The organism is Nonomuraea sp. H19, from assembly GCF_052068215.1.
In the GTDB taxonomy this organism is placed as follows: domain Bacteria; phylum Actinomycetota; class Actinomycetes; order Streptosporangiales; family Streptosporangiaceae; genus Nonomuraea.
In genome coordinates, this window is sequence record NZ_JBQHCV010000005.1 from 203522 (window position 1) to 228538 (window position 25017).

General features: G+C 71.9%; 22 protein-coding genes. 5 read left to right on the forward strand and 17 right to left on the reverse strand.

Features of this window, described 5'->3' with window-relative positions:
• The first annotated feature begins 12 nt into the window (after positions 1-12).
• Genes ACTMTI_RS12705 through ACTMTI_RS12715 form a run of 3 tightly spaced genes read left to right on the forward strand, consistent with a single transcriptional unit; the run spans position 13 to position 2905 of the window.
• The gene (locus ACTMTI_RS12705; protein WP_441120479.1) at positions 13-1047 is read left to right on the forward strand and encodes a FecCD family ABC transporter permease; all 1035 of its coding nucleotides are present in this window, start codon (positions 13-15) and stop codon (positions 1045-1047) included.
• The gene (locus ACTMTI_RS12710) at positions 1047-2090 is read left to right on the forward strand and encodes a FecCD family ABC transporter permease (RefSeq protein ID WP_441120480.1); all 1044 of its coding nucleotides are present in this window, start codon (positions 1047-1049) and stop codon (positions 2088-2090) included. Before ACTMTI_RS12705 ends, ACTMTI_RS12710 begins: the two co-directional genes overlap by 1 nt.
• Complete coding sequence (locus tag ACTMTI_RS12715; RefSeq protein ID WP_441120481.1) at positions 2087-2905, forward strand: ABC transporter ATP-binding protein; 819 nt, start codon at positions 2087-2089, stop codon at positions 2903-2905. The genes ACTMTI_RS12710 and ACTMTI_RS12715 overlap by 4 nt, the downstream gene beginning before the upstream one ends.
• On the opposite strand, the gene ACTMTI_RS12720 is transcribed toward ACTMTI_RS12715, so the two are convergent.
• The 6 genes from ACTMTI_RS12720 to ACTMTI_RS12745 form a co-directional block, all read right to left on the reverse strand.
• Positions 2874-4559 carry a tetratricopeptide repeat protein gene (locus tag ACTMTI_RS12720; protein ID WP_441120482.1) on the reverse strand — a complete coding sequence of 562 codons (1686 nt, stop codon included), beginning with the start codon at positions 4557-4559 and terminating at the stop codon, positions 2874-2876. The two genes, ACTMTI_RS12715 and ACTMTI_RS12720, sit on opposite strands and share 32 nt — an antisense overlap.
• 239 nt (positions 4560-4798) lie before the next feature.
• A complete protein-coding gene (gene ftsY, locus ACTMTI_RS12725; protein WP_441120483.1) occupies positions 4799-5977 on the reverse strand; it encodes a signal recognition particle-docking protein FtsY in 1179 nt (392 codons plus the stop codon).
• 66 nt (positions 5978-6043) lie between these two features.
• Positions 6044-9811, reverse strand: a complete 3768-nt coding sequence (gene smc, locus ACTMTI_RS12730; RefSeq protein WP_441120484.1) for a chromosome segregation protein SMC — start codon at positions 9809-9811, stop codon at positions 6044-6046.
• A 167-nt stretch (positions 9812-9978) separates the two neighbouring features.
• Entirely contained in the window at positions 9979-10173 is a 195-nt protein-coding gene (locus tag ACTMTI_RS12735; RefSeq protein WP_090938435.1) for a hypothetical protein, read from the reverse strand.
• A gap of 190 nt (positions 10174-10363) precedes the next feature.
• Complete coding sequence (locus ACTMTI_RS12740) at positions 10364-10651, reverse strand: acylphosphatase (RefSeq protein ID WP_441120485.1); 288 nt, start codon at positions 10649-10651, stop codon at positions 10364-10366.
• 12 nt (positions 10652-10663) lie between these two features.
• Positions 10664-11566, reverse strand: coding sequence for a LysR family transcriptional regulator (locus ACTMTI_RS12745; protein ID WP_441120486.1), 903 nt, complete (start codon positions 11564-11566; stop codon positions 10664-10666).
• Positions 11567-11657: 91 nt separating this feature from the next.
• On the opposite strand from ACTMTI_RS12745, the gene ACTMTI_RS12750 reads away from it, so the two are divergent.
• Positions 11658-12830 carry an MFS transporter gene (locus tag ACTMTI_RS12750; protein ID WP_441120487.1) on the forward strand — a complete coding sequence of 391 codons (1173 nt, stop codon included), beginning with the start codon at positions 11658-11660 and terminating at the stop codon, positions 12828-12830.
• On the opposite strand, the gene mutM is transcribed toward ACTMTI_RS12750, so the two are convergent.
• The 8 genes from mutM to ACTMTI_RS12790 form a co-directional block, all read right to left on the reverse strand.
• Complete coding sequence (gene mutM, locus ACTMTI_RS12755) at positions 12769-13623, reverse strand: bifunctional DNA-formamidopyrimidine glycosylase/DNA-(apurinic or apyrimidinic site) lyase (RefSeq protein WP_441120488.1); 855 nt, start codon at positions 13621-13623, stop codon at positions 12769-12771. The genes ACTMTI_RS12750 and mutM overlap by 62 nt on opposite strands.
• Before the next feature lie 19 nt (positions 13624-13642).
• Positions 13643-14362, reverse strand: coding sequence for a ribonuclease III (gene rnc / locus ACTMTI_RS12760; protein ID WP_441120735.1), 720 nt, complete (start codon positions 14360-14362; stop codon positions 13643-13645).
• A 300-nt stretch (positions 14363-14662) separates the two neighbouring features.
• The gene (rpmF, locus tag ACTMTI_RS12765) at positions 14663-14842 is read right to left on the reverse strand and encodes a 50S ribosomal protein L32 (protein WP_033409409.1); all 180 of its coding nucleotides are present in this window, start codon (positions 14840-14842) and stop codon (positions 14663-14665) included.
• Between the two features lies 1 nt (position 14843).
• Complete coding sequence (locus tag ACTMTI_RS12770; protein WP_441120489.1) at positions 14844-15413, reverse strand: YceD family protein; 570 nt, start codon at positions 15411-15413, stop codon at positions 14844-14846.
• Between the two features lie 54 nt (positions 15414-15467).
• On the reverse strand, positions 15468-15944 hold the full coding sequence (gene coaD, locus ACTMTI_RS12775; RefSeq protein ID WP_441120490.1) for a pantetheine-phosphate adenylyltransferase: 477 nt from the start codon (positions 15942-15944) through the stop codon (positions 15468-15470).
• 14 nt (positions 15945-15958) lie between these two features.
• Positions 15959-16525, reverse strand: a complete 567-nt coding sequence (rsmD, locus tag ACTMTI_RS12780; protein WP_441120491.1) for a 16S rRNA (guanine(966)-N(2))-methyltransferase RsmD — start codon at positions 16523-16525, stop codon at positions 15959-15961.
• Positions 16526-16819: 294 nt separating this feature from the next.
• A complete protein-coding gene (gene recG / locus ACTMTI_RS12785) occupies positions 16820-18997 on the reverse strand; it encodes an ATP-dependent DNA helicase RecG (RefSeq protein WP_441120492.1) in 2178 nt (725 codons plus the stop codon).
• 78 nt (positions 18998-19075) lie between these two features.
• Positions 19076-20620, reverse strand: coding sequence for a DAK2 domain-containing protein (locus ACTMTI_RS12790; protein ID WP_441120493.1), 1545 nt, complete (start codon positions 20618-20620; stop codon positions 19076-19078).
• 271 nt (positions 20621-20891) lie between these two features.
• On the opposite strand from ACTMTI_RS12790, the gene rpmB reads away from it, so the two are divergent.
• Positions 20892-21077 (forward strand): 50S ribosomal protein L28, encoded by a 186-nt coding sequence (gene rpmB, locus ACTMTI_RS12795; RefSeq protein ID WP_043618345.1) that lies wholly within the window; start codon positions 20892-20894, stop codon positions 21075-21077.
• A 174-nt stretch (positions 21078-21251) separates the two neighbouring features.
• Here rpmB and thiD read toward each other — a convergent pair whose 3' ends face one another.
• From thiD to ACTMTI_RS12810, 3 genes are all read right to left on the reverse strand, one after another.
• Positions 21252-22055, reverse strand: coding sequence for a bifunctional hydroxymethylpyrimidine kinase/phosphomethylpyrimidine kinase (gene thiD / locus ACTMTI_RS12800; RefSeq protein ID WP_441120494.1), 804 nt, complete (start codon positions 22053-22055; stop codon positions 21252-21254).
• Between the two features lie 8 nt (positions 22056-22063).
• Positions 22064-23743: a hypothetical protein gene (locus tag ACTMTI_RS12805; protein WP_441120495.1), complete on the reverse strand. Its 1680-nt coding sequence runs from the start codon at positions 23741-23743 to the stop codon at positions 22064-22066.
• 269 nt (positions 23744-24012) lie between these two features.
• Positions 24013-24981 carry a thiamine-phosphate kinase gene (locus ACTMTI_RS12810; RefSeq protein ID WP_441120496.1) on the reverse strand — a complete coding sequence of 323 codons (969 nt, stop codon included), beginning with the start codon at positions 24979-24981 and terminating at the stop codon, positions 24013-24015.
• Positions 24982-25017: the final 36 nt, after the last annotated feature.

Sequence of the window (25017 nt, forward strand, 5' to 3'; positions counted from 1 at the left end):
GAGGAAATACGGGTGAGCGCAACCGCCGCCGCGCCGCGCCTCCATGGCATCCGTCATCGCCGGATCGCGCTCCTGGCCGCGCTTCTCGCCGCCGTGCTGATCGCGGTCGTGATGAGCATCACGATCGGCTCCAAGCCGGTGCCGCTCGCGGACGCCTGGCACGCGCTCACCGCGCCCGCCGGCACCGACAACGACATCGTCATCCGCTCGCTGCGCATCCCGCGGACCGTCTTAGGGGTCCTCGCCGGGGTCGCGCTGGGCGTGGCCGGGGCGCTCATGCAGGGCCACACCCGCAACCCGCTCGCCGACCCGGGCCTGCTCGGCGTCACGCAGGGCGCGGCGTTCGCGATGGTGGCCTCCATCATCCTGCTGGGCGCCTCGAGCCTGCTGGTCTACATCTGGTTCGGCCTGGCGGGGGCGCTGATCGCCAGCGTCGGGGTGTTCGCGCTCGGCATGGTGGGCGGCAGGGGCGGCCCGACGCCGGTCACGCTGGCGCTCGCCGGCACCGCCGTCAGCGCTTTCCTGTACGCGCTCACCTCCGCCATCGTCCTGCTGGACGAGCAGGCGATGGACGTGTTCCGGTTCTGGCAGGCGGGTTCGATCGCGGCCAGGGGCGCCGACGTGGTCTGGCAGGTGCTGCCGTTCATCCTGGCCGGCCTGGTCCTCGCCATGGTCAACGCGCCCGGCCTGAACGCGCTCTCCCTCGGCGAGGACGTGGCCAGGAGCCTCGGCCAGAACATCGCCATGACCCGCACCATCGGCGTCGCCGCGGTCACCCTGCTGTCGGGCGCGGCGGTGGCCGCCTGTGGGTCCCTGTCGTTCGTCGGCCTGATCGTGCCCCACCTGGCCCGCCCGCTGTCGGGCACCGACCACCGGTGGCTGCTGCCGTACTCGGGGCTGATCGGCGCGGCGCTGCTGCTGCTCGCCGACGTGATCGGCCGCGTGGTGGCCCCGCCGGGAGAGCTGGAGGTCGGCGTGGTGCTCGCGCTGATCGGAGCGCCGTTCTTCGTGGCCCTGGTGCGCCGAAGGAAGCCGGTGCGCCTGTGATGACCACACTTCCCCTGCGCGCCGCCGGCCTGTCCTGGCAGGTACGCCTGCGCGGCGTCGCCGTCACCGTGACCGGCCTGGCCCTCCTCGCTCTGCTCATGGCCCTGAACATGCGCATCGGCGACATCCAGATGACGCTGTCCGAGGTGGTCACCGGCACGTTCGACGCGGGCAGCGCGGCCCACTTCGTCATCATGGAGCTGCGCCTGCCGCGCGCGCTGACCGGCGCGCTCGTCGGCGCCGCGCTGGCGCTGTCCGGCGCGATCATCCAGTCCATCGCGCGCAACCCGCTGGCCAGTCCCGAGATCCTCGGCGTCACCACCGGCGCCTCCGTCACGGTGGTCGCGGGCGTGGTGGCCAGCGGCAGCGTGTACGGCGGCACCAGCGGCCTGCTGGCCACCCTGGGCATCCCCGCGCTCGCCCTGCTGGGCGGCCTGATCGGCGCGGCCATCGTGTACGGCCTGGCGTGGCGGCGCGGCCTGGACGGCTACCGCCTGGTGCTGGTCGGCATCGGCGTGGCCGCGGTGTTCACCAACGTCAAGTTCTGGCTCCTGACCGTCGGCGACGTCAACGACACCAGCCGCGCCATGGTCTGGATCAGCGGCTCGCTCAACGGCCGCGGCTGGGAGCACGTGGCGCCCACGGCGCTGGCCCTGGCCGTGCTGGTGCCGCTGACCCTGCTCGGCACCCGCTCGCTCGACGCGCTGCGCTTCGGCGACGACACGGTCACCGCCCTGGGCGTCCGGACGAACCTGGCGCGCGCGCTGATGATCCTGGCCGCCGTGCTGCTGGCCGCCGTGGCGACCGCCTCCGCCGGGCCGATCGCGTTCGTGGCGCTCGCCTCGCCCCAGATCGCGCTCAGGCTGGTCCGCTCGGGGCAGCCGCCGCTGCTGTGCTCGGCGGTCGTGGGCGGCGTGCTCACCACCGGCGCCGACCTGATCGCCAGGACCGCGTTCTCTCCGCTCGAACTGCCCGTCGGCATCGTCACCGCCGTCCTGGGCGCCCCGTACTTGATCCACTTGATCTGGAGGGCACGAAAGTGAGACTGCAGGCCGCCGGTGTCAAGCTCGGGTACGGCGACCGCATCGTCGTCGACGGGCTCGACCTCGGCATCGAGGCAGGCACCGTGACGACGATCATCGGTCCGAACGGCTGCGGCAAATCCACCCTGCTCCGCGCGCTCGGGCGCCTGCTCAAGCCCCAGGGCGGGGAGGTGCTGCTGGACGGCAAGCGCATCGACAAGATCCCCACCCGCGAAGTGGCGAAGATCCTCGGTGTGCTCCCCCAGGCACCCACCGCTCCCGAGGGGCTGACCGTGGCCGACCTGGTGGCCAGGGGCCGGCATCCGCACCAGACGTGGTACCGGCAGTGGTCCTCCGACGACGAGGGCGCGGTGGCCGCGGCGCTGGACATGACCGGCCTGGCCGACCTGGCCGAGCGGCCGCTGGACGAGCTGTCGGGCGGGCAGCGGCAGCGGGCGTGGATCTCCATGGCCCTGGCCCAGGGCACCGACCTGCTGCTGCTCGACGAGCCGACCACGTTCCTGGACCTGGCGCATCAGGTGGAGGTGCTCGAGCTCGTACGGCACCTGCACCAGGAGGCGGGCCGCACGGTGGTCATGGTTCTGCACGACCTCAACCTGGCCGCCCGCTACGCCGACCGGCTGGTGGCCATGCGCGCGGGGAAGGTGATCGCGGCGGGCACCCCGCACGAGGTGCTCACCGAGGAGCTGCTGGGGGACGTGTTCGAGCTGGACGCCAAGGTCATCGAGGATCCCGTGGCGGGGACGCCGCTGGTCGTGCCGATCCGGCCGCGGTCGCATCCCGCTAAAGAGGCGTCTCGGCCAGCGCCCGCCTGACGTCGTCGTCGCCGGGGGCGAGCTCGGCGGCCCTCAGCAGGTCCCGCCTGGCCTGCTCGGGCCGGCCCGCGGCCCGGTACACCACGGCCCGGTTGAACAGCAGCTCGGCCGTCTCCGTCAGCTTGAGCGCGTGCGTCAGGTCGGCCAGGGCGGCGGCGTTGTCGCCGCCTTCGAAGGCCAGCTCGGCCCGGCTCGCCCAGGCCGCCGCCAGGTCGGGAGCGAGCTCCAGCGCCTGGTCGAACGCGACGCGGGCCTCCGGATGCCGGCCCTCGGCCAGCTCCACCTGCCCGAGCACGCACAGCAGGTGGGGGTCGCGCGGCGCGAGCGCCAAGCCCCGCTCGACGTCCCGTCTGGCCAGCTCGTAGTCCCCTTCCACCCCCGCGATTCCGCTGCGATTGACGTAGGCGGGCGCGAAGTCGGGGTCCAGCTCCAGGGTGTGGTCCAGGTCGGCGCGGGCGCCCGCGCGGTCGCCGGTGGCGTAGCGCAGCTCGGCCCGGTTGTAGTACGCCTCAGGGAAGGGCGGGCTCAGCCTCATGACCGTCTCGTAGTCGGCCAGCGCGGCCTCCGTCCTGCCGAGCCCGTGCAGCAGGTTGCCCCGGTCGAGGTAATAGTCGGGGTAGCCGGGGTCGGCCTCGATGGCCCGCGTGTAGTCGGCCAGCGCCTGCTCCGCCTGCCCCGCCATGGCCAGGAGCTGGGCCCGGTTGGCGTACAGGACCAGCCGGTGGATCGGGTGCTCGTCCGGCAGGTGCGCCTCGGCCAGGTCGATGGCCTGCTGGACCAGGTCCATGGCGGCGTCGTGGCGCCCGCTGCGTACTTCGACCAGGGCCTTGCCGTTGAGGTCGAACCCGAGATGGAAGGCCCGCTCGCGGGGGTCGGGCAGCAGGGAGGTGATCGTGATCGCCTCGTTGATCCAGGCCAGGGCCTCTTCGGGGTGGCGCCGGGCCGGGTCGTGGTGGCGTACGAGGATCATGGCGGTCGCGTAGGCGATGGTGGCGCGGTGTTTGGGGTCGGTGCTCTCCCGCCTGGCCCGGTCGTAGAGGTCGCGGGCCTCGTCCTCGCGCTCGATGGCCTCCAGGGCGGCCGCGACCCGCTGCAGGAGACGCTGCCAGCCGTCGGGATCGTCCTGGTAGGCCATGCCGCGCAGCCTCTCCAGGCCCGACTCCGCCATGGCGTGGTGGAAGCCCTCGTCGCGGTAGCGGCCGAAGTCGGCGGGCAGCGGCCCCACGCAGGGAGCCGACGGGCCCTCGTCGATCCGCAGGAGCCCCGGGTCCAGCCTGCGCCGCAGCACGGCGACGAGCTCGGCGTCGGTGTGGTCGGCCTCGCCGAGGTTGGTCACGGTCAGCGCGAGCGCACCGGCGCGGCCGAGATGGTCGCGGACGAACTCGGCCAGCCCGTTGGCGATCCTGAGGCTGCGGCGGGCGCCGGGCACGAGGATGCGCTGCGCCCTGGGCAGGCTGTCGGCCAGCGACCGCCGGCGCGCGGGCACGATGTCGCGCAGGTGCGGCGCCGCCGTGCGGATCTCGATGTCGTGCGCGGCGACCAGCTCGGGCCAGCGCTCCAGCGCCTGCGGGACGAGCAGGTCGAGGATCGCGGCGGCGAGCGTGTAGGGGCCGCCGATGCGGCGGTCCGCATTGAGGATGACCGGATTAGGCATCGTCTGTACGGCCGGCGTCTCGCAGGAGACGCCGGCCGATTCAGGCACTGTGCCGGGGCGCGGCCGCGGCCGTGGGTTTCACAGTTCCGGGCCGGTGTACAACGATCTTCTTCATCGACGCCCTTTCGCCAAAAAAGCGATCATTTAGACCGATACATGTCAGCACAGCGCAAAGTCGTCGATCAAGGCTTAACTGGTAAGGGCCATTCCGTTGGTGATTACCGGGTGGCCGGAAAGCGTCAATCGCCCAGGATCGCGTCCACGAACACTTCGGGATCGAACGGCGCCAGATCATCCGGCCCCTCACCGAGCCCCACCAGCTTGACCGGAACGCCCAGTTCCCGCTGCACCGAGATCACGATGCCGCCCTTGGCCGTGCCGTCGAGCTTGGTCAGCGCGATGCCCGTGATGTTGACGACCTCGGCGAACACCTGGGCCTGGCGCATGCCGTTCTGGCCCGTGGTGGCGTCGAGCACGAGCAGCACCTCGTCGACCGTGGCCTTCTTCTCGATGACCCGCTTGACCTTGCCGAGCTCGTCCATGAGCCCGGTCTTGGTGTGCAGGCGGCCGGCGGTGTCGACGATGACGACATCGGCCTTCTCCTCGATGCCTTTGGCGGTGGCGTCGAAGGCCACGGAGGCCGGGTCGCCGGCCTCGGGGCCGCGCACCACGTCGGCGCCCACCCGCTCGCCCCACGTCTGGAGCTGGTCGGCGGCCGCCGCACGGAAGGTGTCGGCCGCGCCGAGCACGACCTTCTTGCCGTCGCCGATGAGCGCGCGGGCGAGCTTGCCCGTGGTGGTGGTCTTGCCGGTGCCGTTGACGCCCACGACGAGCACCACCGCGGGCCGCTCGCCGTGCTTCTGCACCTGCAGCGTGCGGTCGAGGCCGGGGTTGATCTGGGCGAGCAGCTCCTCGCGCAGCAGGCCGCGCACCTCCGCGGGGCTGCGGCTGCCCAGCACCTTGACCTTGGTGCGCAGGTCGTCGACCATGACGCGGGTCGGCGCGACGCCCACGTCGGCGGTGATCAGGCGCTCCTCGATCTCGTCCCACACGTCGTCGTCGAGCCGGTCGCGGGAGAGCAGCTCCAGCAGGCCGCGCCCGAGCGCGCTCTGCGAGCGCGCCAGCCGCGAGCGCAGCCGCACCATCCGGCCCGCGGACGGCGGCGGCACCTCGATCTCGGGCTTGACGACGGCCGGTTCGGCGGGCTTGACCGGCGGCGGGAGCGTGGTGGTCGCGCCCTCGCCCTCCTCACCCGCCGCCGCGGGCCGCTTCTCCTCTTCCTCGGGAAGCGTGGGGGCCTCCGGCGGCTTGACCGGCGGAGGAACCTTCCGGCCCGGCCGGAAGAGCAGGAAGAGACCGCCGACCGCCAGCAGGGCGACGACGACCACGATCACGATGACGCCGAGATAACCTTCCACAAGATGTCAGTTTTCCAGATCGTCCGGCCGAGATGGACCAGCAGGGTCCTGCCTCGGCCGCACCGATCAGGCGGACTCGCGCTCTCGCAGCCGCTGGCTGACCACTTGCGTCACACCGTCACCGCGCATCGACACGCCGTAGAGCGCGTCGGCGATCTCCATCGTGCGCTTGTTGTGGGTGATGACGATCAGCTGCGAGCTCTGCCGCAGCTCCTCGAACAACGTCAGCAGCCGCTGCGTGTTCGTGTCGTCGAGCGCGGCCTCGACCTCGTCCATCACGTAGAACGGCGACGGCCGCGCCTTGAAGATGGAGATCAGGAACGCCACCGCGGTCAGCGACCGCTCACCGCCCGACAGCAGTGACAGCCGCTTGACCTTCTTGCCCGGCGGCCTGGCCTCGACCTCGATGCCGGTGGTCAGCATGTCGTTCGGGTCGGTCAGGACGAGCCGGCCCTCCCCGCCGGGGAAGACCCTGGTGAAGATCTGCTCGAACTCACCGGCCACGTCCGCGTAGGCCGAGGCGAACATCTGCTCCACCCGGTCGTCGACCTCCTTGACCACGGTCATCAGGTCGCGTCTGGTCTTCTTGAGGTCCTCCAGCTGCGAGGTGAGGAACGCGTGCCGCTCCTCCAGCGCCGCGAACTCCTCCAGCGCGAGCGGGTTGACCTTGCCGAGCTGGTTCATCTGCCGCTCGGCGGCCCTGGCGCGCTTCTCCTGCTCCTCGCGCACGTATGGGACCGGCGGGTCGCCGGCGACCGGGACCTCGGGACCGTACTCGGAGATCAGGGCCTCGACGTCGACGCCGAACTCCTCCATGGCCCGCTGCTCCAGCTGCTCCAGCCGCATCCGCTGCTCGGTCCGGGCGACCTCGCTGCCGTGCACGCGGTTGACCAGCTTGTCGAGCTCCTGGCCGAGCTCGCGGACGCGCAGGCGTACCTGCTTGAGCTCGGCGTCCACGGCGACCCTGGCGAGGTCGGCCTCGTCGCGTTCCCTGGAGGCGAGCTGGATGGACGTCGCCAGCGCCCTGAGCACCTGCTTGGCGCCCTTGCTGACGGCCTCGGCCACGGCGGCCTGCCGCCTGCGCCTGGCACGCTGCGCGGCCGCCTGGGCGCGTTCGTGGCGCTCGCGCTGGGCGGCTCTCATGAGGCCGTCGGCGCGGCCCTCGATGCCCTTGACGCGTTCTTCGGCGGTGCGCACCTGCAGGCGGGTGTCCATCTCGCGCTGCCGGGCGGCCTCGCAGGCGCTCGCCAGCTCGTCACGCAGGTCGGTGGTGGGCTCGGACTCCAGCTCCTGGGCGTATTCGGCCTCGGCCAGGCGGATCTCCAGCTCGGCCAGCTCCTCCAGGCCCTCGGCGCGGGCCTCCTCCGCCTTGGTGGCGCTCCTGGCGAGCCGTTCGGCCTCGTCGTGCGCGGCGTTGGCGGCGGCTTCGAGCTGGGCGAGCCGCTTGGCGGCCGCGGCATTGCGCTGGTCGGCCTCCCGCTGCCGGCCCCTGACCTGGTCGAGGGCGCCTTGGGCGGCGCTCACGCCGGCCTGGGCAGTGGTGACGGCGTTCTGGGCCTCGTTGACCTGGGCCTGCGCGGCCTCCAACGCCGCCTGGGCGGCCTGCTCCTGGTTGATCGCCTCGTCCAGGGCCAGCGCCGTCTCCTCCGCCCTCGCCTCCGCCTCCTCCAGGTCCCTGACGGCCTCGTCGAGCGCCGCCCGGACCTGGAGCACGGAGGTGCCGCCGTCGGACCCGCCGCCGGCCAGGTGCGCGCCGACCACGTCGCCCGCCCTGGTGACGGCTCTCAGAGCGGGGTGGCGCTCGACGAGCGCGCGTGCGGCGTCCAGGTCCGCCACGACGGCGACGTCTTCGAGCACATGATCGAGCGCGGGACGCAGGTGATCGGGAACGGTGACCAGCTCCGCGGCCCACTGACTGCCCTCAGGAGCCGCCGTACGCGTGCGCCCGGCCCCGGTGTCCCCCTCCGCGCCGACGCGGCGCTCAGCGGGCGCTCCGGGCGCCGCGGCGGCATCGGCGGCCGCGGCTCCACCCGCGTGGTCGTCGTCGGCGAGGGCCACGAGCAGGGTGGCCTGGCCTGCGCCACGGGTGCGGAGCAGGCCGAGCGCTTCGATGGCCGTGTCCAGGGTCTTGACGGTGATCGCCTCGGCGACCGGCCCCAAGACCGCCGCCACCGCCAGCTCGGCCCCCGGCGTGACCTGCATCGCGGCCGCCAGCGGCCCGAGCACCCCGGCCAGGTCCGCCTCCAGCAGCGCCGCGCCGCCGTCGCCCTTGGCCAGCCCCAGTTCCAGGGCGTCCCGGCGAGCGGCCAGAGCGGCCACCGACCGCTGCGCCTGCTGGTCGGCGGCGCGCGCGGTCGCGACCCCCGACTTGGCGGCCTGGAGGGCGGCGCGCGGCGCGTCCAGGCCCGCCTTGGCCTCCTCCGCGGCGGCCCGCGCCTCGTCGGCGACCGCCTTGGCCTCCTCGACCAAGGCCTGCGCCGTGGCCAGCGCCGCGGCGAGCGCGGGATCGACGGCAGGCTCCTCCTCCCGCTGGGTTTCGAGGTCCTCCCTGGCCTGACGCTCGCGTTCGGCCGCGTCGGCCACCGCCTGCTGGAGCCGGCCGATCTCCTCCTCGGCGGCGCGGGCGCGGCTCCGTACGGAATCGACCTGGCCGCGCAGCTTGGCCAGGCCCTCGCGGCGGTCGGCGGCGGCCCTGGCGGCCAGTGCGAGCCGTCGCTCCTCGGCGCTCAGCTCGGCCTCGCCGTCGGCCCGCCGCTGGACGGCCTCCTCCAGCAGCTCTTGCGCCTGCTCGAGCTCGGCCTTGAGGATCAGCTCCTGCTCGCGTACGTCGGCCGCCTCGCGTTCGAGGTCTTCGGGGTCGCGGCCGCGGCGCTCGATGGCGGCGGCGTCGAGGGCGTGCCGGTGGCGCTCGGCGGCGAGCTGCTCCAGGCCGGTGATGCGCTCGCGCAGCGACGAGAGCCGGAAGTAGGTCTCCTGCGCGGCCGTCAGCCTGGGCTGGGTCTCGGCCTCGGCGGTCTCCAGCGCCGCCTCCCGCTGCTGGGCCTCGGCCAGCTCCGTCTCCACCTGGTTGCGCCTGGCCATGATCGCGGCCTCGTCGGCGGCCTCGCGCTCCAGCGTCGTGCGCAGGATGCACACGTCGTCGGCCAGCAGCCGCAGCCTGGCGTCGCGCAGGTCGGCCTGGATGACGGCGGCCTTGCGGGCGATCTCCGCCTGCCGGCCCAGCGGTTTGAGCTGGCGGCGCAGCTCGGTGGCGAGGTCCTGGACCCGGGTCAGGTTGGCCTGCATGGCATCCAGCTTGCGCAGCGCCTTTTCCTTGCGCTTGCGGTGCTTGAGCACGCCGGCGGCCTCTTCGATGAACGCCCGCCGGTCCTCGGGCCCCGCGTGCAGCACGGCGTCGAGCTGGCCCTGCCCGACGATCACGTGCATCTCGCGGCCGATGCCCGAGTCGGACAGCAGCTCCTGGATGTCCAGCAGGCGGCAGGTGTCACCGTTGATCGCGTATTCGCTCTGCCCCGACCTGAACATCAGCCGGCTGATCGTGACCTCGGTGTAGTCGATCGGCAGCGCGCCGTCGGAGTTGTCGATGGTCAGCGTCACCTCGGCGCGCCCCAGCGGGGGCCGGGACGAGGTGCCGGCGAAGATGACGTCCTCCATCTTGCCGCCGCGCAGCGACTTGGCGCTGTGCTCGCCCATGACCCAGGCCAGGGCGTCGACGACGTTGGACTTGCCGGAGCCGTTGGGGCCGACCACGCAGGTGATGCCGGGCTCGAACCGCAGGGCCGTGGCGGAGGCGAAGGACTTGAAGCCGCGCAGGGTGAGGGTCTTCAAATACAAGCGCGGCCCCCTTCTCCCTGTACGAACTGCGGAAAGCCTACTGGTCCGCACTGCCCCACGTGGGCAAGTACAAGTGTGCGAGGGCCTTGACCAGGGCTTTAGTCGTCAGGGCAAATAACAAGGGACGCCTCTTCGAGACGTCCCTGGGTCTTGCGCTCCGATCACTCTCAGGTGAGTGCCGGCTCGCGCTCTTGCATGCGACTTAGCGCTTCGTCGCGGGTTTGCGCCGCAAGAGCGTCATTCGTGGCCTGAAGTCGGATAAGTTCTGCCTCCAGATCCCGGATACGCTGCTGCAAGCGGCGCATCTCCGAGACCATCCGAGGGTCAGGACCGCCGACGTGGCCGAGTAGAGCCTTCGCCATGGTAAAGGGTCCTCCACGCTGAGTGACCAGACTGGTTCGCGCACTTCTATTCCGCGGGAGGGGTGCGCGTGGTACCTAACAAGAGTCGCACCGGCAGTGTGGGCGGTCAAGTCGAACAAACCGCTGCGCCCTACTGATGGGCACTCCCGACATACAACTATACCCTATTTGAGCCGTTTAACGAAAGGCGCTACCTCTCCACAAACCCGCCCAAACTACCTCGGGGTTCGCTCCATCGTTCCACTACTCCATCCACCCGGCCCGGCGTGTCGCAACCCCTGAGCTGCTCCAGCAGCTTGACGCAGTGCTCACGCGGCCCCTCGGCGACCACCTCCACCCTGCCGTCCTCGGTGTTGCGCGCCCATCCGGCCAGGCCCAGCTCCAGGGCGCGGGCCCGGGTCCACCAGCGGAACCCCACCCCTTGCACCCTGCCCCGTACCCAGGCCGTCAGTCTGGCGTTCTCCGTCTGTTCCGGCATTTTTCCTCCTGCTCAGGCGACCAGGGCCGCCACTCCGAGCGCTTGCCCGGCCGCGGCCTCGCCGAACGCCCTGACCGCGGCCGTCTCCGCCGCCTTCACCCAGGCCAGGCCCAAGATCGACGGCGGCAGCCCGGTGACGGGGACGAAGGCGACGTCGGGGCGCCTGTGGTGGGCGGCCGTGGGGGTGCAGAACAGCATGCCACCCCGGTTGAGCGCCACCTGGGTCAGGCCCTCCTGGGAAGTGGCGACCGTGCCGACCAGGGGGATCGTACGCCCCGAAGGGGTCACGGAGGGTGCGGCGCGCTCGCGCCACCAGCGCGGGGCCGGGCCCTCCAAGCCGATCAGCGGCACATCCGCGAGCTCCTCCACGCCGATGCTCCCGCGGGTCGCCCAGGGATGCCGCGTGGAGAGGCCGAGCTCGTAGGGGACCCGGTTCAGGCCCACGCCGGTCCCCAGGTCGGGCTCGTCCACCGGCAGCAGCGTGAACGCGATGTCCACCTGCCCGGCCCGCAGCTTGCTGAAGGGGTCCGAGAGCGGGATCTCCACCAGTTCCGCCGCGCACCCGGGGTGGCGGCGTTCGAAGGCCCGTACGCTGCCCGTGACGACGTCCGTGGGCGTGGCCAGGAAGCCGACCCTGATCACCCCCGTCACCTCGCGGGCGGCCGCCTTGGCGCGGCCCACGGCGGTCGCGAGCCCGTCGTAAGCGGGCCGCAGCTCGGCGAGGAAACGCTCGCCCAGAGGCGTCAGGGACACGCGGCGGCTGGTCCGGTGGAAGAGCCGGCCGCCGATCCTGGTCTCCAGGGCGCGCATGAGCTGACTCACCCGGCCCGGCGACAGATAAAGGCGCTCGGCCGTACGCGCGAAGTGCAACTCCTCGCTGAGGACCACGAAGCACTCCAGCTCCCTGAACTCCATCCCCACCTCCGCTCGATCGCTTAGCTCACCTAAACCAAGCCTTCGGCCTTCGCCATTGTTCCCGCCGAGGCCTGGGAGAACGCTGAGGGGCATGACAACGCTTGTTTCCGCCCCTGTACGGGCCCGCTGGCTCGCCGTGACGTCGGTCGCGGTGGGCACCTTCACCATCGTGACCAGCGAGATGCTGCCGGTCGGCCTGCTGACCTCGATCGCCGCCGATCTCGGCGTGTCCGCCGGCACGGCCGGGCTGATGATGTCGGCGCCCGGGCTGGTCGCCGCGATCGCCGCGCCCGTGCTGGCGATCATCTCCCGGCGGCTGGACCGGCGATCCGTGCTGCTGGGTCTGATGGCGCTGCTGGCGGTGGCCAACCTGGCGGGCGCGCTGGCGTCCGCCTACCCGGTCATGCTGGCGGCCCGGGTGCTGACGGGGGTGAGCATCGGCGGGTTCTGGGCCTTCGCGGCCGGCCTCGGCGTGCGCCTGGTGCCGGAACAGCACGTCGGGCGGGCCACGTCGATCATCCTGGCCGGGGTGTCGGTGGCGTCGGTGCTGGGAGTGCCAGTGGCGGCGTTCGTCTCGTCGTTCGCGGGGTGGCGCAGCGCTTTCGCCGCGATGGGGGTGCTGGCTCTCGCCCTGCTGGCGCTCCTGGCCACGACGCTGCCGCCACTGCCGCAGGAGCCCGCCACGCCCGCCCCTGCCGGCGCCGCCGAACCGCGCCGTGCCTGGCTCTCCGGCCCGCTCAAGGTCGTCCTCCTGCTGACCGTCCTGATCGTGTCCGGCCACTTCGCGGCCTACACCTACCTCCGGCCGTTCCTGGAGCAGGTCGCGCACGCCGGTCCCGGCCTCGTCAGCACGGTGCTGCTGGTGTACGGGGCCGCGGGCGTGCTCGGCAACTTCGCCGCGGGCGCCAGGGCGGCCAGGAATCCCCAGCCGGTCCTGATCACGCTGGCCGTCCTCATGGCCCTGGCCACGGCCGCGCTGCCGCTGATCGGCCTGCCGCTGCTCGTGCTGGTGGTGTGGGGCCTCGGCTACGGCGGCGTCGGGGTGACCCTGCAGCTGTGGATCATGCGGGCCGGCGGCGGCGAGCTGGGCACGGCGCTCTTCGTCGGCGCGTTCAACATCTCCATCGCGCTCGGCGCGCTGGCCGGCGGCCGGCTCGTGGACGGCGTGTCGATCTCCGCGGTGATGTGGGCGGGCGCGGTGCTCAGCGCGCTGGCCGCGGCCGTCGCTGGCATCTGGGGCAGGAGTAGGACGACCGGTTCATGAACGCATCGCGCTTGATGGGGGTGCCGCAGCGGGAGCACGGCAGGTCGCGCCGCCCGTACGCCTCCAGCGAGCGGTCGAAGTAGCCGCTCTCGCCGTTGACGTTGACGTAGAGGCTGTCGAAGGACGTGCCGCCCTGGTGCAGTGCGGCGGCCATGACCGTGCGGACGGCGGCGACCAGCTCGGCGATCTTGGGGCGGGTGAGCGTGTGCGTGGGGCGGGCCCAGTGGAGCCTGGCGATCCACAGCGCCTCGTCGGCGTAGATGTTGCCGACGCCGCTGATCAGCGACTGGTCGAGCAGCGCCCGCTTGATCTCGGTGTGCCTGGCCCTGAGCCTGAGGGCGAACTCGGCCTCGTCGAACGCCTCCTCGAACGGGTCGGGGGCGATGTGGGCGATCGGCTCCGGCACGCCGTTCACCAGGGCGGTGAGCATGACGTGGCCGAACGTGCGCTGGTCGACGAAGCGCAGGTCGGGGCCGCCGTCCTCGAAGCGGAGGCGTACTCGCAGGTGCTTTTCCGGCGGCGCGTCCGGGTCCACGACGAGCAGCTGGCCGCTCATCCCCAGGTGAGCCAGGAGCGCCTCCTCGGCGCCCGACAGCGGCAGCCACAAGTATTTGCCGCGGCGCTCGGCGGACAGCACCGCGCGGCCCTTGAGCCGCGCGGTGAACTCGTCGGCGCCCGGCACGTGACGCCTGATGGCGCGAGGGTGCAGCACCTCCGCGGCGGCGATCTCGCGGCCGACCACCCATTGGGCGAGGCCGCGCCTGACGACCTCGACTTCCGGCAGTTCCGGCAACCTGGTTCGCCCCCTCGCGTCAGCCCGCGGGCTGGCTCTCCCGCTGCTCGCGGCGGGCCCGGATGCGGGTCCACGCCGCCTCGGCCGCCTGCTGCTCGGCCTCCTTCTTGCTGCGCCCGGTGCCCGTGCCGTAGGACTCGCCGCCGACCCGCACCACGGCCGTGAACGACTTGGCGTGGTCGGGGCCGCTCTCCTCGACGTGGTATTCGGGCACGCCGAGCGCCTCGGAGGCGGTCAGCTCCTGCAGCGAGGTCTTCCAGTCGAGCCCGGCGCCGAGCGAGGCCGAGCGCACGATCAGCGGGTCGAACAGCAGGTGCACCACCCGGAACGCCTCGTCGAGCCCCTTGTCGACGTAGACGGCGCCGATCAGGGCCTCGAGCGTGTCGGCCAGGATGGAGGACTTGTCGCGACCGCCGGTGCCCTCCTCGCCCCTGCCGAGCCGCAGGAACCGGCCCAGGCCCAGGTTGCGGGCCACGTCGGCGAGCGCGCGCATGTTGACCACGGCGGCACGCAGCTTCGCGAGCTGCCCTTCGGGCAGGTCGGGGTGGTTGCGGTAGAGGGTGTCGGTGACCACCAGGCCCAGCACCGAGTCGCCGAGGAACTCCAGGCGCTCGTTGGTGGGCAGGCCGCCGTTCTCATACGCGTAGGAGCGGTGCGTCAGCGCCCGCTCCAGGATGTCGTGGTCCAGGCCGACCGCCAGGACCCGCTCCAGCTCGTCTCTGGCGACCTCCACGGCCACCGGCTTAGGACCTGCGCCCACGTGCTTCCTCCTCGGACATCTTCACATGACGCGCCGACTGCGGAAGATGCCCGAAAACGTGGTGGGCGTCGGGGTAACACGTAGCCCCGGCGTCCACCACGGCCGCGGGCGAGCCGCCGCCGCACGCATCTAAGACGGTAACGCCGACCGAGGCACAATTGCACCCGCTCGGCATCACGTCAACTGCTGACGAGAAACCCGCGAGTGGACTGCCGCCACGGTCTCAACCAAGCACAAGAGTGGTGCGGCAGTCCAACGGGCAGGTTTCTTGCCAGAGGATCAGGCGGACGGCTCGATGACCTGACGGCGGTTGTAGGTGCCGCAGGTGGGGCACGCGATGTGCGGCTGCTTGGGCGAACGGCACTGCGGGCAGCTCACCAGGGCGACAGCAGTCGTCTTCCACTGGGAGCGACGGGCGCGGGTGTTGCTCCGCGACATCTTTCGCTTCGGGACGGCCACGTCACTTCTCCTGATCGTTATCTTTGTCGGAAACCAGACCTTGCAACGACGCCCAGCGGGCGTCGATCTTCTCGTGCCGGTGACCCTCGCCGGCCTCGGCCAGCTTGATCCCGCACTCCGTGCAGAGCCCTTCGCAGTCCTCGCGGCACACGGGGCTCAGCGGCAGTGCGAGCACCACCGCGTCGCGGAACGCCGGCTCGAGGTCGAGCAGCTCACCGTCGAGCAGCGAGTCGTCCTCCGAGGCGTCCTCGGAGGAGTAGAAGAACAGCTCCTGCAGGTCCACCTCGATGTCCGAGGAGACCGGGTCCAGGCACCGCGCGCACTCCCCGGCGAGCGGGGCCTGCGCCGTGCCGGAGACCAGCACGCCTTCCATCACTGCTTCGAACCGGAGATCCAGCTCGACTTCGGCGTCCTTGGGGACACCGATCATGTCGACGCCGAGGTTCGCCGGTGCCGGGAGAGCCAGAGTCATCTGCCTCATCGTGCCCGGCCGCTTACCCAGGTCATGAGTGGAGATCACCCACGGGGAGCGGGGGTCGAGGTGCTGAGTCATCCTGCTCTCGCTAGGCATGGCGAAAAGGATCGCCGTCGTACAAGGCCGAAATGAAAGGATAGCAGGTCGGGCTCAGCCCCTGAGCCGCTCGATGAGCAGCTTGTGGACGAGATCGGGTACGAGCCCCGACACGTCGCCACCATAGCGGGCGATCTCCTTCACCCGGCTGGAGGACAGGAACGAGTATTCGGGGTTCGTCGGCATGAACAGCGTCTCCACCCCCGACAAGCGGTAGTTGAGCTGCGCCATCTGCAGCTCGTAGTCGAAGTCGCTGACCACTCTGATGCCCTTGACGATGGCGGGGATGTCGTTGTGTTTGCAGAAGTCGACCAGCAGGCCGTGGAACTTCCGCACCTTCACGTTCGCGAAATCCTTGGTCACGGTCTGCAGGATCTCGATCCGTTCGTCCACGGTGAACAGGCTGCTTTTTTCGACGTTGATGAGGACCGCCACGGTCACCTCGTCATACAGGTGGGCGGACCGGCCGATGATGTCGAGATGGCCATTGGTGATGGGGTCGAACGACCCCGGGCAGACTACGCGGCGCAAGACGCCTCCCAGGTCTACGGGTTCCCGGCGGCGCGACCGTACCAAACGGACGCTTCGCCATAGCGACGGACCCTCTCCTCGACATATCCTTCAGGCCACATAAGGGCTTTCCCCCTGCTTTCCCTCTCGAAAGCCACCAACGCCTCATCGGCCAGCCAGCCGTTGTCCCGGAGCAGTTCCAGAGTCCTGGTGACCTCGCTGTCCGGCACCGCGTACGGGGGGTCGGCGAAGACGATGTCGAACGGGGCTTCCGGGGGCTTGGCCAGGACCCGCTCCACCTTGTCCGCCACCAGCAGGGCGCCCTCGAGGCCGAGCGACTGGATGTTGGCCTTGATCGTGCGGACGGCCTTCGGGTCGGACTCGACGAGCATCGCCTCGGCCGCTCCCCGCGACAGCGCCTCCAGGCCGATCGCGCCCGACCCGGCGTACAGGTCCATCACGCGAGCGCCGTGGAGTCCGTACAGGGAGTCGAGTGTCAAGAAGATCCCTTCTCGTGCCCTGTCGCTGGTCGGTCTCGTCCCGCGCCCCGGCGGCACCGTCAACCGCCGCCCACCCGCGCTCCCCGCGATGATCCGAGTCATGTGCCCCATTGTTCCGCATGTTCATGCAGGTCAAGAGTGGACAAGTGTCTGCCTCGACTGCGCAAGGGTGATTCACATCGGTGCGATGGGCCCGCATGATGAGTTCTGCGGCCTTCGAGGTGACCCACACGGAGGCCGACCGGCGTGATCGTGAGCCCTTCCGCACGCCGGTTCCCTCGGCACCTGACCCGAGGGTGGGCCCAGCCGGGGACGGCATTCGGGGGGAGGCCGTCCCCGCGGCTGGGTTCTTTCTTTCAGACCGTTCGCGCCCACCGCGCCGAGCCGCGGGACGGGTTACGTCTTCTCCAGGTATTCGGCTCGTTCGTCGGCCAGGAGCCGGTCGATCTCCGCGCGCAGGCCCTCATGAGACTTCAGCTCCGGATCCTGGGACAGGAGTGCCGCCACCTCCTCCCGGGCCGTGGCGATGACGTCCTCGTCCCGAAGCAGTTGCAGCAGCTTCAGTGAAGAGCGCTTGCCCGACTGCGCCGCCCCCAGGACGTCGCCCTCCCGCCGCTGCTCCAGGTCCACCCTCGACAGCTCGAAACCGTCCAGCGTGGCGGCGACCGCGTCCAGGCGGGCGCGGGCCGGGGTGCTCTCCGGGAAGTCCGAGACCAGCAGGCACAGGCCGGGCAGGCCACCGCGGCCCACACGACCGCGGAGCTGGTGGAGCTGGGAGACGCCGAAACGGTCGGCGTCCATGATGATCATTACGGAGGAGTTGGGGACGTCGACGCCCACCTCGATGACCGTGGTGGCGACCAGGACGTCGAGCTCGCCCCGCGTGAAGGCCCGCATGATCGCGTCCTTCTCCTCCGGCGGCAGCTTGCCGTGCAGGGTGCCGACGCGCAGGTCATGGAAGGGGCCCTCGGTCAGGAGCTCGGCCACGTCCAGGACGGCCAGCGGCGGGCGGCGCTCGTCGTCCGCCGCGGGCGCCGCCAGGTCGCCCTCGTCGCCCTCCAGATCACCGATGCGGGGGCACACGATGTACGCCTGCCGCCCCAGCGCCACCTCCTCCCTTACGCGCTCCCAGGTGCGCTCCAGGTAGTGGGGCTTGTCCGCGGCCGGTACGACGTGCGTGGTGATGGGGGCGCGGCCGGAGGGGAGCTGGGACAGCGTCGAGACCTCCAGGTCGCCGAAGACGGTCATGGCGACCGTGCGCGGGATCGGGGTGGCGGTCATGACCAGGACGTGCGGACGGGTGTCACCCGCCTTCGCGCGCAACGCGTCGCGCTGCTCCACCCCGAACCGGTGCTGCTCGTCGACCACGACCAGCCCCAGGTCGGCGAACTGCACGTGCTCCTGCAGCAGCGCGTGCGTGCCGACGACGATCCCCGCGGTGCCCGAGGCGGCGTCGAGCAGGGCGGAGCGCCGCGCGGCCGCGCCCATCGAGCCGGTCAGCAGCGTGACCGCCGTCCCGCCGAACATGCCGCCCTGCGCGAGGTCCCCCAGCATGGTGGTGATCGAGCGGTGGTGCTGCTGGGCGAGCACCTCCGTGGGCGCCAGGAGCGCCGCCTGGCCGCCCGCGTCGACGACCTGGAGCATCGCCCGCAGCGCCACCACCGTCTTGCCCGCGCCGACCTCGCCCTGCAGCAGCCGGTGCATCGGGTGCTCGCCCGCCAGGTCGGCGGCGACCTCCTCGCCGACCTGCGCCTGCCCCTCCGTCAGGGAGAACGGCAGCCGTTTGTCGAACTCGGCCAGCATCCCGTCGTCCCGCCGGGGCCGCGGCTTGGCCGGCCAGGCGGTGGCCGCCTGGCGGCGCTGCAACAGCACGGCCTGCAGCACGAACGCCTCGTCGAACTTCAGCCGCTTGCGGGCCAGCCCCACCTCGGCGAAGTCCTTGGGCCGGTGAATGGCCTCCAGCGCCGCGCCCAGGTCCTGCAGCCCGTGCCGGGCCCGCAGGCCGGCGGGCAGCGGATCCTCCAGCGGGCCCAGCGTGTCGAGCACGACGCCGATCGCGCGCCTGATCGCCCACGGCGTCAGGTCCTTGCCCGCCGGGTAGATCGGCACCGGCGCCGACGCGAACTCCTCCGCGCTCGCCTCGCCCTCCTCGAACAGCTCGAACTCCGGGTGCGCGAGCTGCCAGCGCGGCTTGGCCCTGGCCCCGAACAGCCCCACCTTGCCGGCGAACATGCCGCGCCGCCCCGGCTTGAGCCGCGACTCGGCCGCGTGGGAGCCCTTGCCGAAGAACGACAGGTAGATCTTGTTGCCGTTGCCGTCGACGACCTCGACCTCCAGCCAGGTGCCGCCCCGGTTGCGCATGGGTTTGCGCATCGCCCTGGTCACCTCGCCGACCACGGTGACGTGCTCGTCGACCTCCAGCGCGTCCAGCGAGGTCAGCTCGCCGCGCTCGGCGTAGCGGCGCGGGTAGTGGCGCAGCAGGTCGCCGACCGTCTCCAGGCCGAGCACGCTGTGCAGCAGCTTGGCGGTCTTCGGGTCGAGCGCCTTCTTCAGAGGCTCGTCGAAACGGCTCACGGCATTAAGTTCTACCGCCTGCGGCCGACAGGAATCCCGCTGACGGCTCCGTGGACGCTCCGGGGTTCACTTTCCTCGCTACTCCACGCCGATCAGCAGCGGGTAGCCGCCCTGCTCGCCCTCGTACACGACCAGGTCCACGTCCGGGCGCGTACGTGTCAGGTGCTCCTCGACGTGAGCGGCCAGCCGTACCGGCGCCTCCGCCCCCGTGACCAGGGTCACCAGCTCGCCGCCGCCCGCCACCATCCGGTCCACGATCATGACGGCCACCCGCTCCAGCGCCTCGCCGATCACCGCCACGTCCCCCTCGATCAGGCCGAGCACATCCCCTGAGCGGCACACCCCCGCGCTCGTGAACGCCTCCCTGTCGGCCACCGCCAGATGCCCGTACCGGGTCTGGCTCGCCGCGTCGGTCATCGCCACCACGTCGTCGTCGAAGCGGCGCAGCGGATCGTGTACGGCCAGCGCCGCCAGCCCCTGCACGGTCGCCTTCGTGGGCAGCACGCTGACCACGACGCCGTCCTCGCGGGCGATCTCGGCCGCGGCGGCGGCCACCGAGCCGACGCCCTCGTCGTTGGGCAGGACCGCGACCTCGCTGCCGGCCTGCCTGATCGCGGCCAGCATGGCGGGGAGCGCAGGCCGGGCACCGGGCGTGCGGCGCACCACGACGGCCCCGCACTCCTCGAACAGCGCCGCGATCCCGTCCCCCGCGGCGACCGCCACCACTCCCCTGCCCGCACTGCCCCGATGCGTCCGCTCGGCCAGGTACGTGATCCTGATCCGGTGCGGCCGCCCGGCCCGTATCCCGGCCTCGACGGCGGGACCGGCCTCCGGCACGTGGACGTGGACGTTCCACAGCCCGTCGCCGCCGACCACGACGAGAGAGTCGCCCATGGCGTCGAGCTCCTCGCGCAGTTCGGCCACCGCCAGGTCGCCGGCGTCCAGCAGGTACATCACCTCGTAGCCCGCCCCCACCTCGCTCATCGGCGACACCCGCGAGGTCGGCGCGGGCACCTCGTAGTGGTCGGTGTAGGAGTCGGTGATCACGGCGGCCAGCGTCTCCAGCATGATCGCCGCCCCCGCGCCGCCCGCGTCCACGACGCCGCTGCGGGCCAGCACGTCGAGCTGGTCAGGGGTACGCCGCAGCGCCGCCCGCGCCTCCCCTGCCGCCTGCCGCGCCACCTCACGCAGGTCCCCGTCCAGGTCCCGCACGGCCCGCGCGGCGGACTCCAGCACGCTCAGCACCGTGCCCTCGACCGGCCTGGCCACGGCCTCCCTGGCCAGCACGGCGGCCCTGTGCAGCCCGGCCCGCAGGTCCTGGCCGTCCTTCAGGGCCTCGGCCAGACCGCGCAGCGCCTGGCTGACGATCACCCCGGAGTTGCCGCGCGCCCCGACCAGGGCGCCGTACGAGAGCGTCTGCCACACCACAGCCGCGTCCACGTCGTCGGGCAGCGACTCGACGGCCTCGGCCGCGGCCAGCATGGTCAGGTAGAGGTTGGTGCCGGTGTCACCGTCGGCGACCGGGAACACGTTGAGCGCGTCGATCTCCGTCCTGGCCCCGCCCAGCGCGTCGGCCGCCAGGCGAGCCCAGCGGCGCACCGCGGGCGGGTCGAGAATCTTCATCCGCGCTCTTTCCCAACCAACCGACCCCGGCCGACTACATCCCCGGCCAGCCGACCCCGGCCGACCTCCCGGCCGGCCCGGATGCGCTACCGTTGTCGGAGGAGAATATCTCCGCGCCGGGCCTAGTCCAGTAGCTCGGTCCAGTGCTCCGGTTCGCGCCCAACGGTGGGGATCGGATATTCTCGTCTGGCTAGCCGGTTGTCCCGGCATGCCCTCCGCCGGGAAAGCATCAGCGGACAGGGCTACATCGACTGTTTTAAGGAGCGATACCGTGGCTTCCGTCTGCGATGTCTGCCGCAAGGGGCCGACCTTCGGCAACAACGTGTCCCACTCGCACCGCCGCACCCGCCGTCGTTGGAACCCCAACATCCAGACGGTCCGCGCGGTCGTCGGCGGCACGCCGAAGAAGCTGAACGTGTGCACCTCGTGCATCAAGGCGGGCAAGGTCACCCGCTAGTTCGACTTCCACGAAGGCCCGCGCCTCCTCACACTGAGGAGCCGCGGGCCTTCGTCATGAGGCTGTCCCCTCGCCGCATGAGTGCCCCGCCTCATGCGCGAGAAGCGGCGAGTGGGCATCTCGGGTGCCCGGGGGCGCGCTCGCGCCGTAGGAGGCGTTCCAGGCGCTCCTGGGTCAGCGCCAGCGCCAGGCGTGGTCGACCGGGCCGATGCCGGCGCCCAGCGGGAAGCCGCGGGCGATCGCGCCCGTGACGTAGTCCTTCGCCGCCCCCACCGCCGTGGGCACGTCGTCGCCCAGCGCGAGGCGTGAGGCGATGGCCGAGGCCAGCGTGCAGCCCGTGCCGTGGGTGTGGCGGTTGTCGAGGCGTTCGGCGGTGAAGCGGTATTCGCTCGTGCCGTCCGTCAGCAGGTCCACCGGCGCGCCGGGCAGGTGGCCGCCCTTGATCAGCGCCCACGCCGGTCCCAGCTCGAGCACGGCGTCCGCCGCCCGCCGCAGCTCGTCCTCGTCCTCGACCTTGACCGAGGTGAGCTGCTCCACCTCCCACAGGTTCGGCGTCACCACGGTGGCCACCGGCAGCAGCCGCGTCTTCATCGTCTCGACGGCCTCGGGGGCCAGCAGCGAGTCGCCGTGCTTGGACACCCCGACGGGATCGACCACGACAGGGGCGGCGTACGAGCCGAGCGCGTCCGCCACCGTCTCCACCAGCACCGGCGAGGCCAGCATGCCGGTCTTGACGGCCTGCGCGCCGATGTCGCCGAGCACCGAGTCGAGCTGCGCCCGCACGGCCTCGGGCGGCAGCTCCCAGTAGCCCTGTACGCCGACCGAGTTCTGTGCGGTCACCGCCGCGATGACGCTCATGCCGTGGACGCCCATAGCCATCATGGTCTTCAGGTCAGCCTGGATGCCCGCGCCGCCCCCGGAGTCGGAGCCGGCGACGGTCAGCACGCGTGGAAGGGTCGAAACCGTCATGCCACCCATCCAACCACTCAGCTGACGGCGCACTCCCCGCTGACCATCCCGCAGTTCTCGGGCTGCGCGCCCTTGCCCGTGGCGGTGAACGAGACACCGACCGAGCCGCCCGCCGTCAGCGTCGCCGACAGGTCCAGGATCAGCAGGTCACCGTCCTGGGTCCACTCGGCGCCGTCCACGTCGAGCACCTGACCCTCGACGGGCACGGAGACCGTGGGGCTCTGCAGGGTCACCTGAGAGGTGTTGGAGACCGTCAGCTTGGCGGTGTACGAGGCCAGACGCTGCTGGACCGTCTGCTTGACGTTCACCGAGCCGCCGCTGGACCCGGACTCGACGGTGCCCGTGCTGGTGGGGAAAGGCGTGACGCCCGCGGTCGGCGCGACACCGCTGTCGGCGTCGTCCAGCGTCGAGGTCTCCTCGGTCGGCGTCTCCTCCACGCTTTCCGGGGGGGACGGCTCCGGCTCCTTGGTGGGCTTCGCCGACGTCTTCACCCTGGTCTTGGTGGGCGTCGGCGTGGCGGTCGCGGTACGGCGCGGCTGGCGGGGGCGGTAGGTGGGCGTCGGGGTCTCGGACGGCGTGGTCTCCGCCTCTTCCGCCGGCTCCTCCTCGGGCGCGGACTCGGGCTCCTCCTCGGCGGGCGGCTCGGAGACCAGGGGGCCCGGCTGGTTGGTGGGGGCCTGTACGGCCGCGCAGGCGGCGCCCTCGCACTTGGCCGCGTCGCCCGAGGCGCTCATGAACTTGACGCCCGCCACGGTGCCGCCCAGCACGATGGCCACGGCGGCCACGGACAGCAGCGCGACCCGGCCCTTGCCGCCTCCTCCCGAGGCGGCGGGGATGACGTCGTCGCCTCCGCCACCACCACCGCGTCCGGCCTTGCGGCGGCCGCGGCGGCCCTTGGGCTGATCCGGCTCGTCGAGTCCGGCGTCGGACGACCAGCCCGAGGCGAGGAAGCCGGTCTCGGCCTCCGCCCACGCCGGGGTCTGCACGGCCGTCGGCTCCCCGGCCACCTTGATGTCACCAGGCTCCGGCGGTCCAGCGGGGCGGGTGTCGAACCTCGCGGTACGGTCCGCGTCCACGTCGTCTCGGCGGTCGGCAGGGCCGCTGAAGCCGCCCGCTCGATCGGCCGGCCCGTCGAAGAACCCCGTCCCGTCACCGGGCCGGTCGAAGAACCCTGTCCCGTCACCGGGCTGGTCGAAGAACGCCGTTCTGTCGGCGGCTCCATCGAGCCTGTCGCCAGGCCGGTCGAAGGGGCCGGTTCCGCTGGTCGGCGCGTCGAAGGGGCCCGGGCTGTCGGGGGAACCGTCGAATGCGCCGGGGCGATCAAAGGCGCCCGGCCGGTCGAAAGCGCCAGGGCCGCCGGGCACGGGGCCGTTGGAGGCGTCAGGACCGCCGGCCGGACCCGGACCGCCGAAAGGATTGGGGCCGTTCGAAGAGGCGGGCCCGGGGCGGTCAGTGGGCGAGTCCCAGTCCTGCGGGCGGACGAACGCGCCCGTCGTCTCAAAGGGCCCGGCCTGCTGCCCGAAAGGGCTCGGCGGTGGGAAGCCGCCCGCGGGGTCGTTCGCCGGCGGGAAGGCGCCCGCAGGGTCGTTGGCAGGCGAGAAGCCGGCAACGGGGTCGCCGGGCAGCGCGAAGGCCCCAGTGGTCTCGAAAGGCTCGGGCTGCGGCCCGCGCGGCGGCTCGCTCTCACGCCGCGGCATGGGGGCCCACTGCCCCGTTACCTCCGGCCGATCCGGCAGCGAGGGCCAGCCTGGCGGCTCGGCCTCCTCATCAGGACCCCAGAATGCGCTGCTACTCCCCCGTTCTTCCCCGTCGTCGGATCCACCTGTGCCGTGGCGGCCCATGGGTGCCCTTTCTGCCGGTTACAGTGGCCGCCAATCTTCATAACACCTTTGCTACGCCCTTGTCACAGCAATCCCGCTAGTCGTACCCCAAACCAGGAAAATTTCACTTAAATCGGGACAAGTCATCACCGAAAGTGATCCCATCCGCCTCGGCCCATCTCGCGGCCATACACCAGTACGCCGTCACCCTCGACCACCCGGCCCACGACCTGCCACGACGGCGGCAGCCGTACCTCTGGGGGAAAGACCGCGGCGAGCGCGTGATCCTCACCACCGGTGAGCACCCACTCCAGCGGATCGGCCCCCAATTCCTTGGCCGCCGCCACCACGGGCTCGCCCACCGTGAACGCCTGGGGGTCCAGCTCGACCCGCACCCCACTGGCCGCGGCGACGTGGCCGAGGTCCTGGACGAGCCCGTCGCTGACGTCCAGCATCGCGCTCGCGCCCAGCTCCGCCGCCCGCGGCCCCTCCGCGTAGGGGGGCCGCGGCTGCCGGTGCCCGGCCACCGCCTCCCGGAGGGCCGGGGAGTCCACCGGCACCCCCGCGTCCAGCAGCGCCAACCCGGCGGCGGCGTACCCGAGCCGGCCCGCCACCGCCACCACCTGTCCCGGCCTGGCCCCCGCGCGGGTCACGGGGGGCCGGCCGCGCAGGTCGCCCAGCGCGGTCACGCCGAGCACCACCAGGTCGCTGCGGGTGACGTCGCCGCCGGCCACGCTCGCGCCGGCCGCGGCGCACTCGTCGCGGAACCCGTCGGTCAGCGCGTCCAGCCACGCCACCGGGAGGTCGGCGGGGATCCCGAGCCCGACCACGATGGACGTGGGCAGCGCGCCCATGGCGACCACGTCGGCGAGGTTCTGGGCCGCGGCCTTGCGGCCCACGTCGTAGCCGCTGGACCAATCCCGGCGGAAGTGCCTGCCCTCGATCAGGAGATCCGTGGACACCACGACTCGGCCGTCAGGCGCGCTGATCATGGCGGCGTCGTCACCCGGGCCCAGCATTACCGCCGCGACCTGGGGCAGACGTCCGGTAATGCGGTTTACCACTCCGAATTCGCCGAGATCTCCGACTGTGATGACGCACCTCCTGTCGCACACAGGGTACGGTGGCCCTTCGGCGTGATCCAATCGCCC

Excerpts from the sequence above, each read along its gene's own strand:
- ACTMTI_RS12710 (WP_441120480.1), top strand. The coding sequence starts at position 1,047 with ATGACCACACTTCCCCTGCGCGCCGCCGGCCTGTCCTGGCAGGTACGC.
- ACTMTI_RS12720 (WP_441120482.1), bottom strand. The coding sequence starts at position 4,559 with ATGCCTAATCCGGTCATCCTCAATGCGGACCGCCGCATCGGCGGCCCC.
- ACTMTI_RS12735 (WP_090938435.1), bottom strand. The coding sequence starts at position 10,173 with ATGGCGAAGGCTCTACTCGGCCACGTCGGCGGTCCTGACCCTCGGATG.
- ACTMTI_RS12740 (WP_441120485.1), bottom strand. The coding sequence starts at position 10,651 with ATGCCGGAACAGACGGAGAACGCCAGACTGACGGCCTGGGTACGGGGC.
- ACTMTI_RS12745 (WP_441120486.1), bottom strand. The coding sequence starts at position 11,566 with ATGGAGTTCAGGGAGCTGGAGTGCTTCGTGGTCCTCAGCGAGGAGTTG.
- ACTMTI_RS12750 (WP_441120487.1), top strand. The coding sequence starts at position 11,658 with ATGACAACGCTTGTTTCCGCCCCTGTACGGGCCCGCTGGCTCGCCGTG.
- ACTMTI_RS12770 (WP_441120489.1), bottom strand. The coding sequence starts at position 15,413 with ATGCCTAGCGAGAGCAGGATGACTCAGCACCTCGACCCCCGCTCCCCG.
- rsmD (WP_441120491.1), bottom strand. The coding sequence starts at position 16,525 with ATGACTCGGATCATCGCGGGGAGCGCGGGTGGGCGGCGGTTGACGGTG.
- ACTMTI_RS12790 (WP_441120493.1), bottom strand. The coding sequence starts at position 20,620 with ATGAAGATTCTCGACCCGCCCGCGGTGCGCCGCTGGGCTCGCCTGGCG.
- thiD (WP_441120494.1), bottom strand. The coding sequence starts at position 22,055 with ATGGGTGGCATGACGGTTTCGACCCTTCCACGCGTGCTGACCGTCGCC.
- ACTMTI_RS12805 (WP_441120495.1), bottom strand. The coding sequence starts at position 23,743 with ATGCCGCGGCGTGAGAGCGAGCCGCCGCGCGGGCCGCAGCCCGAGCCT.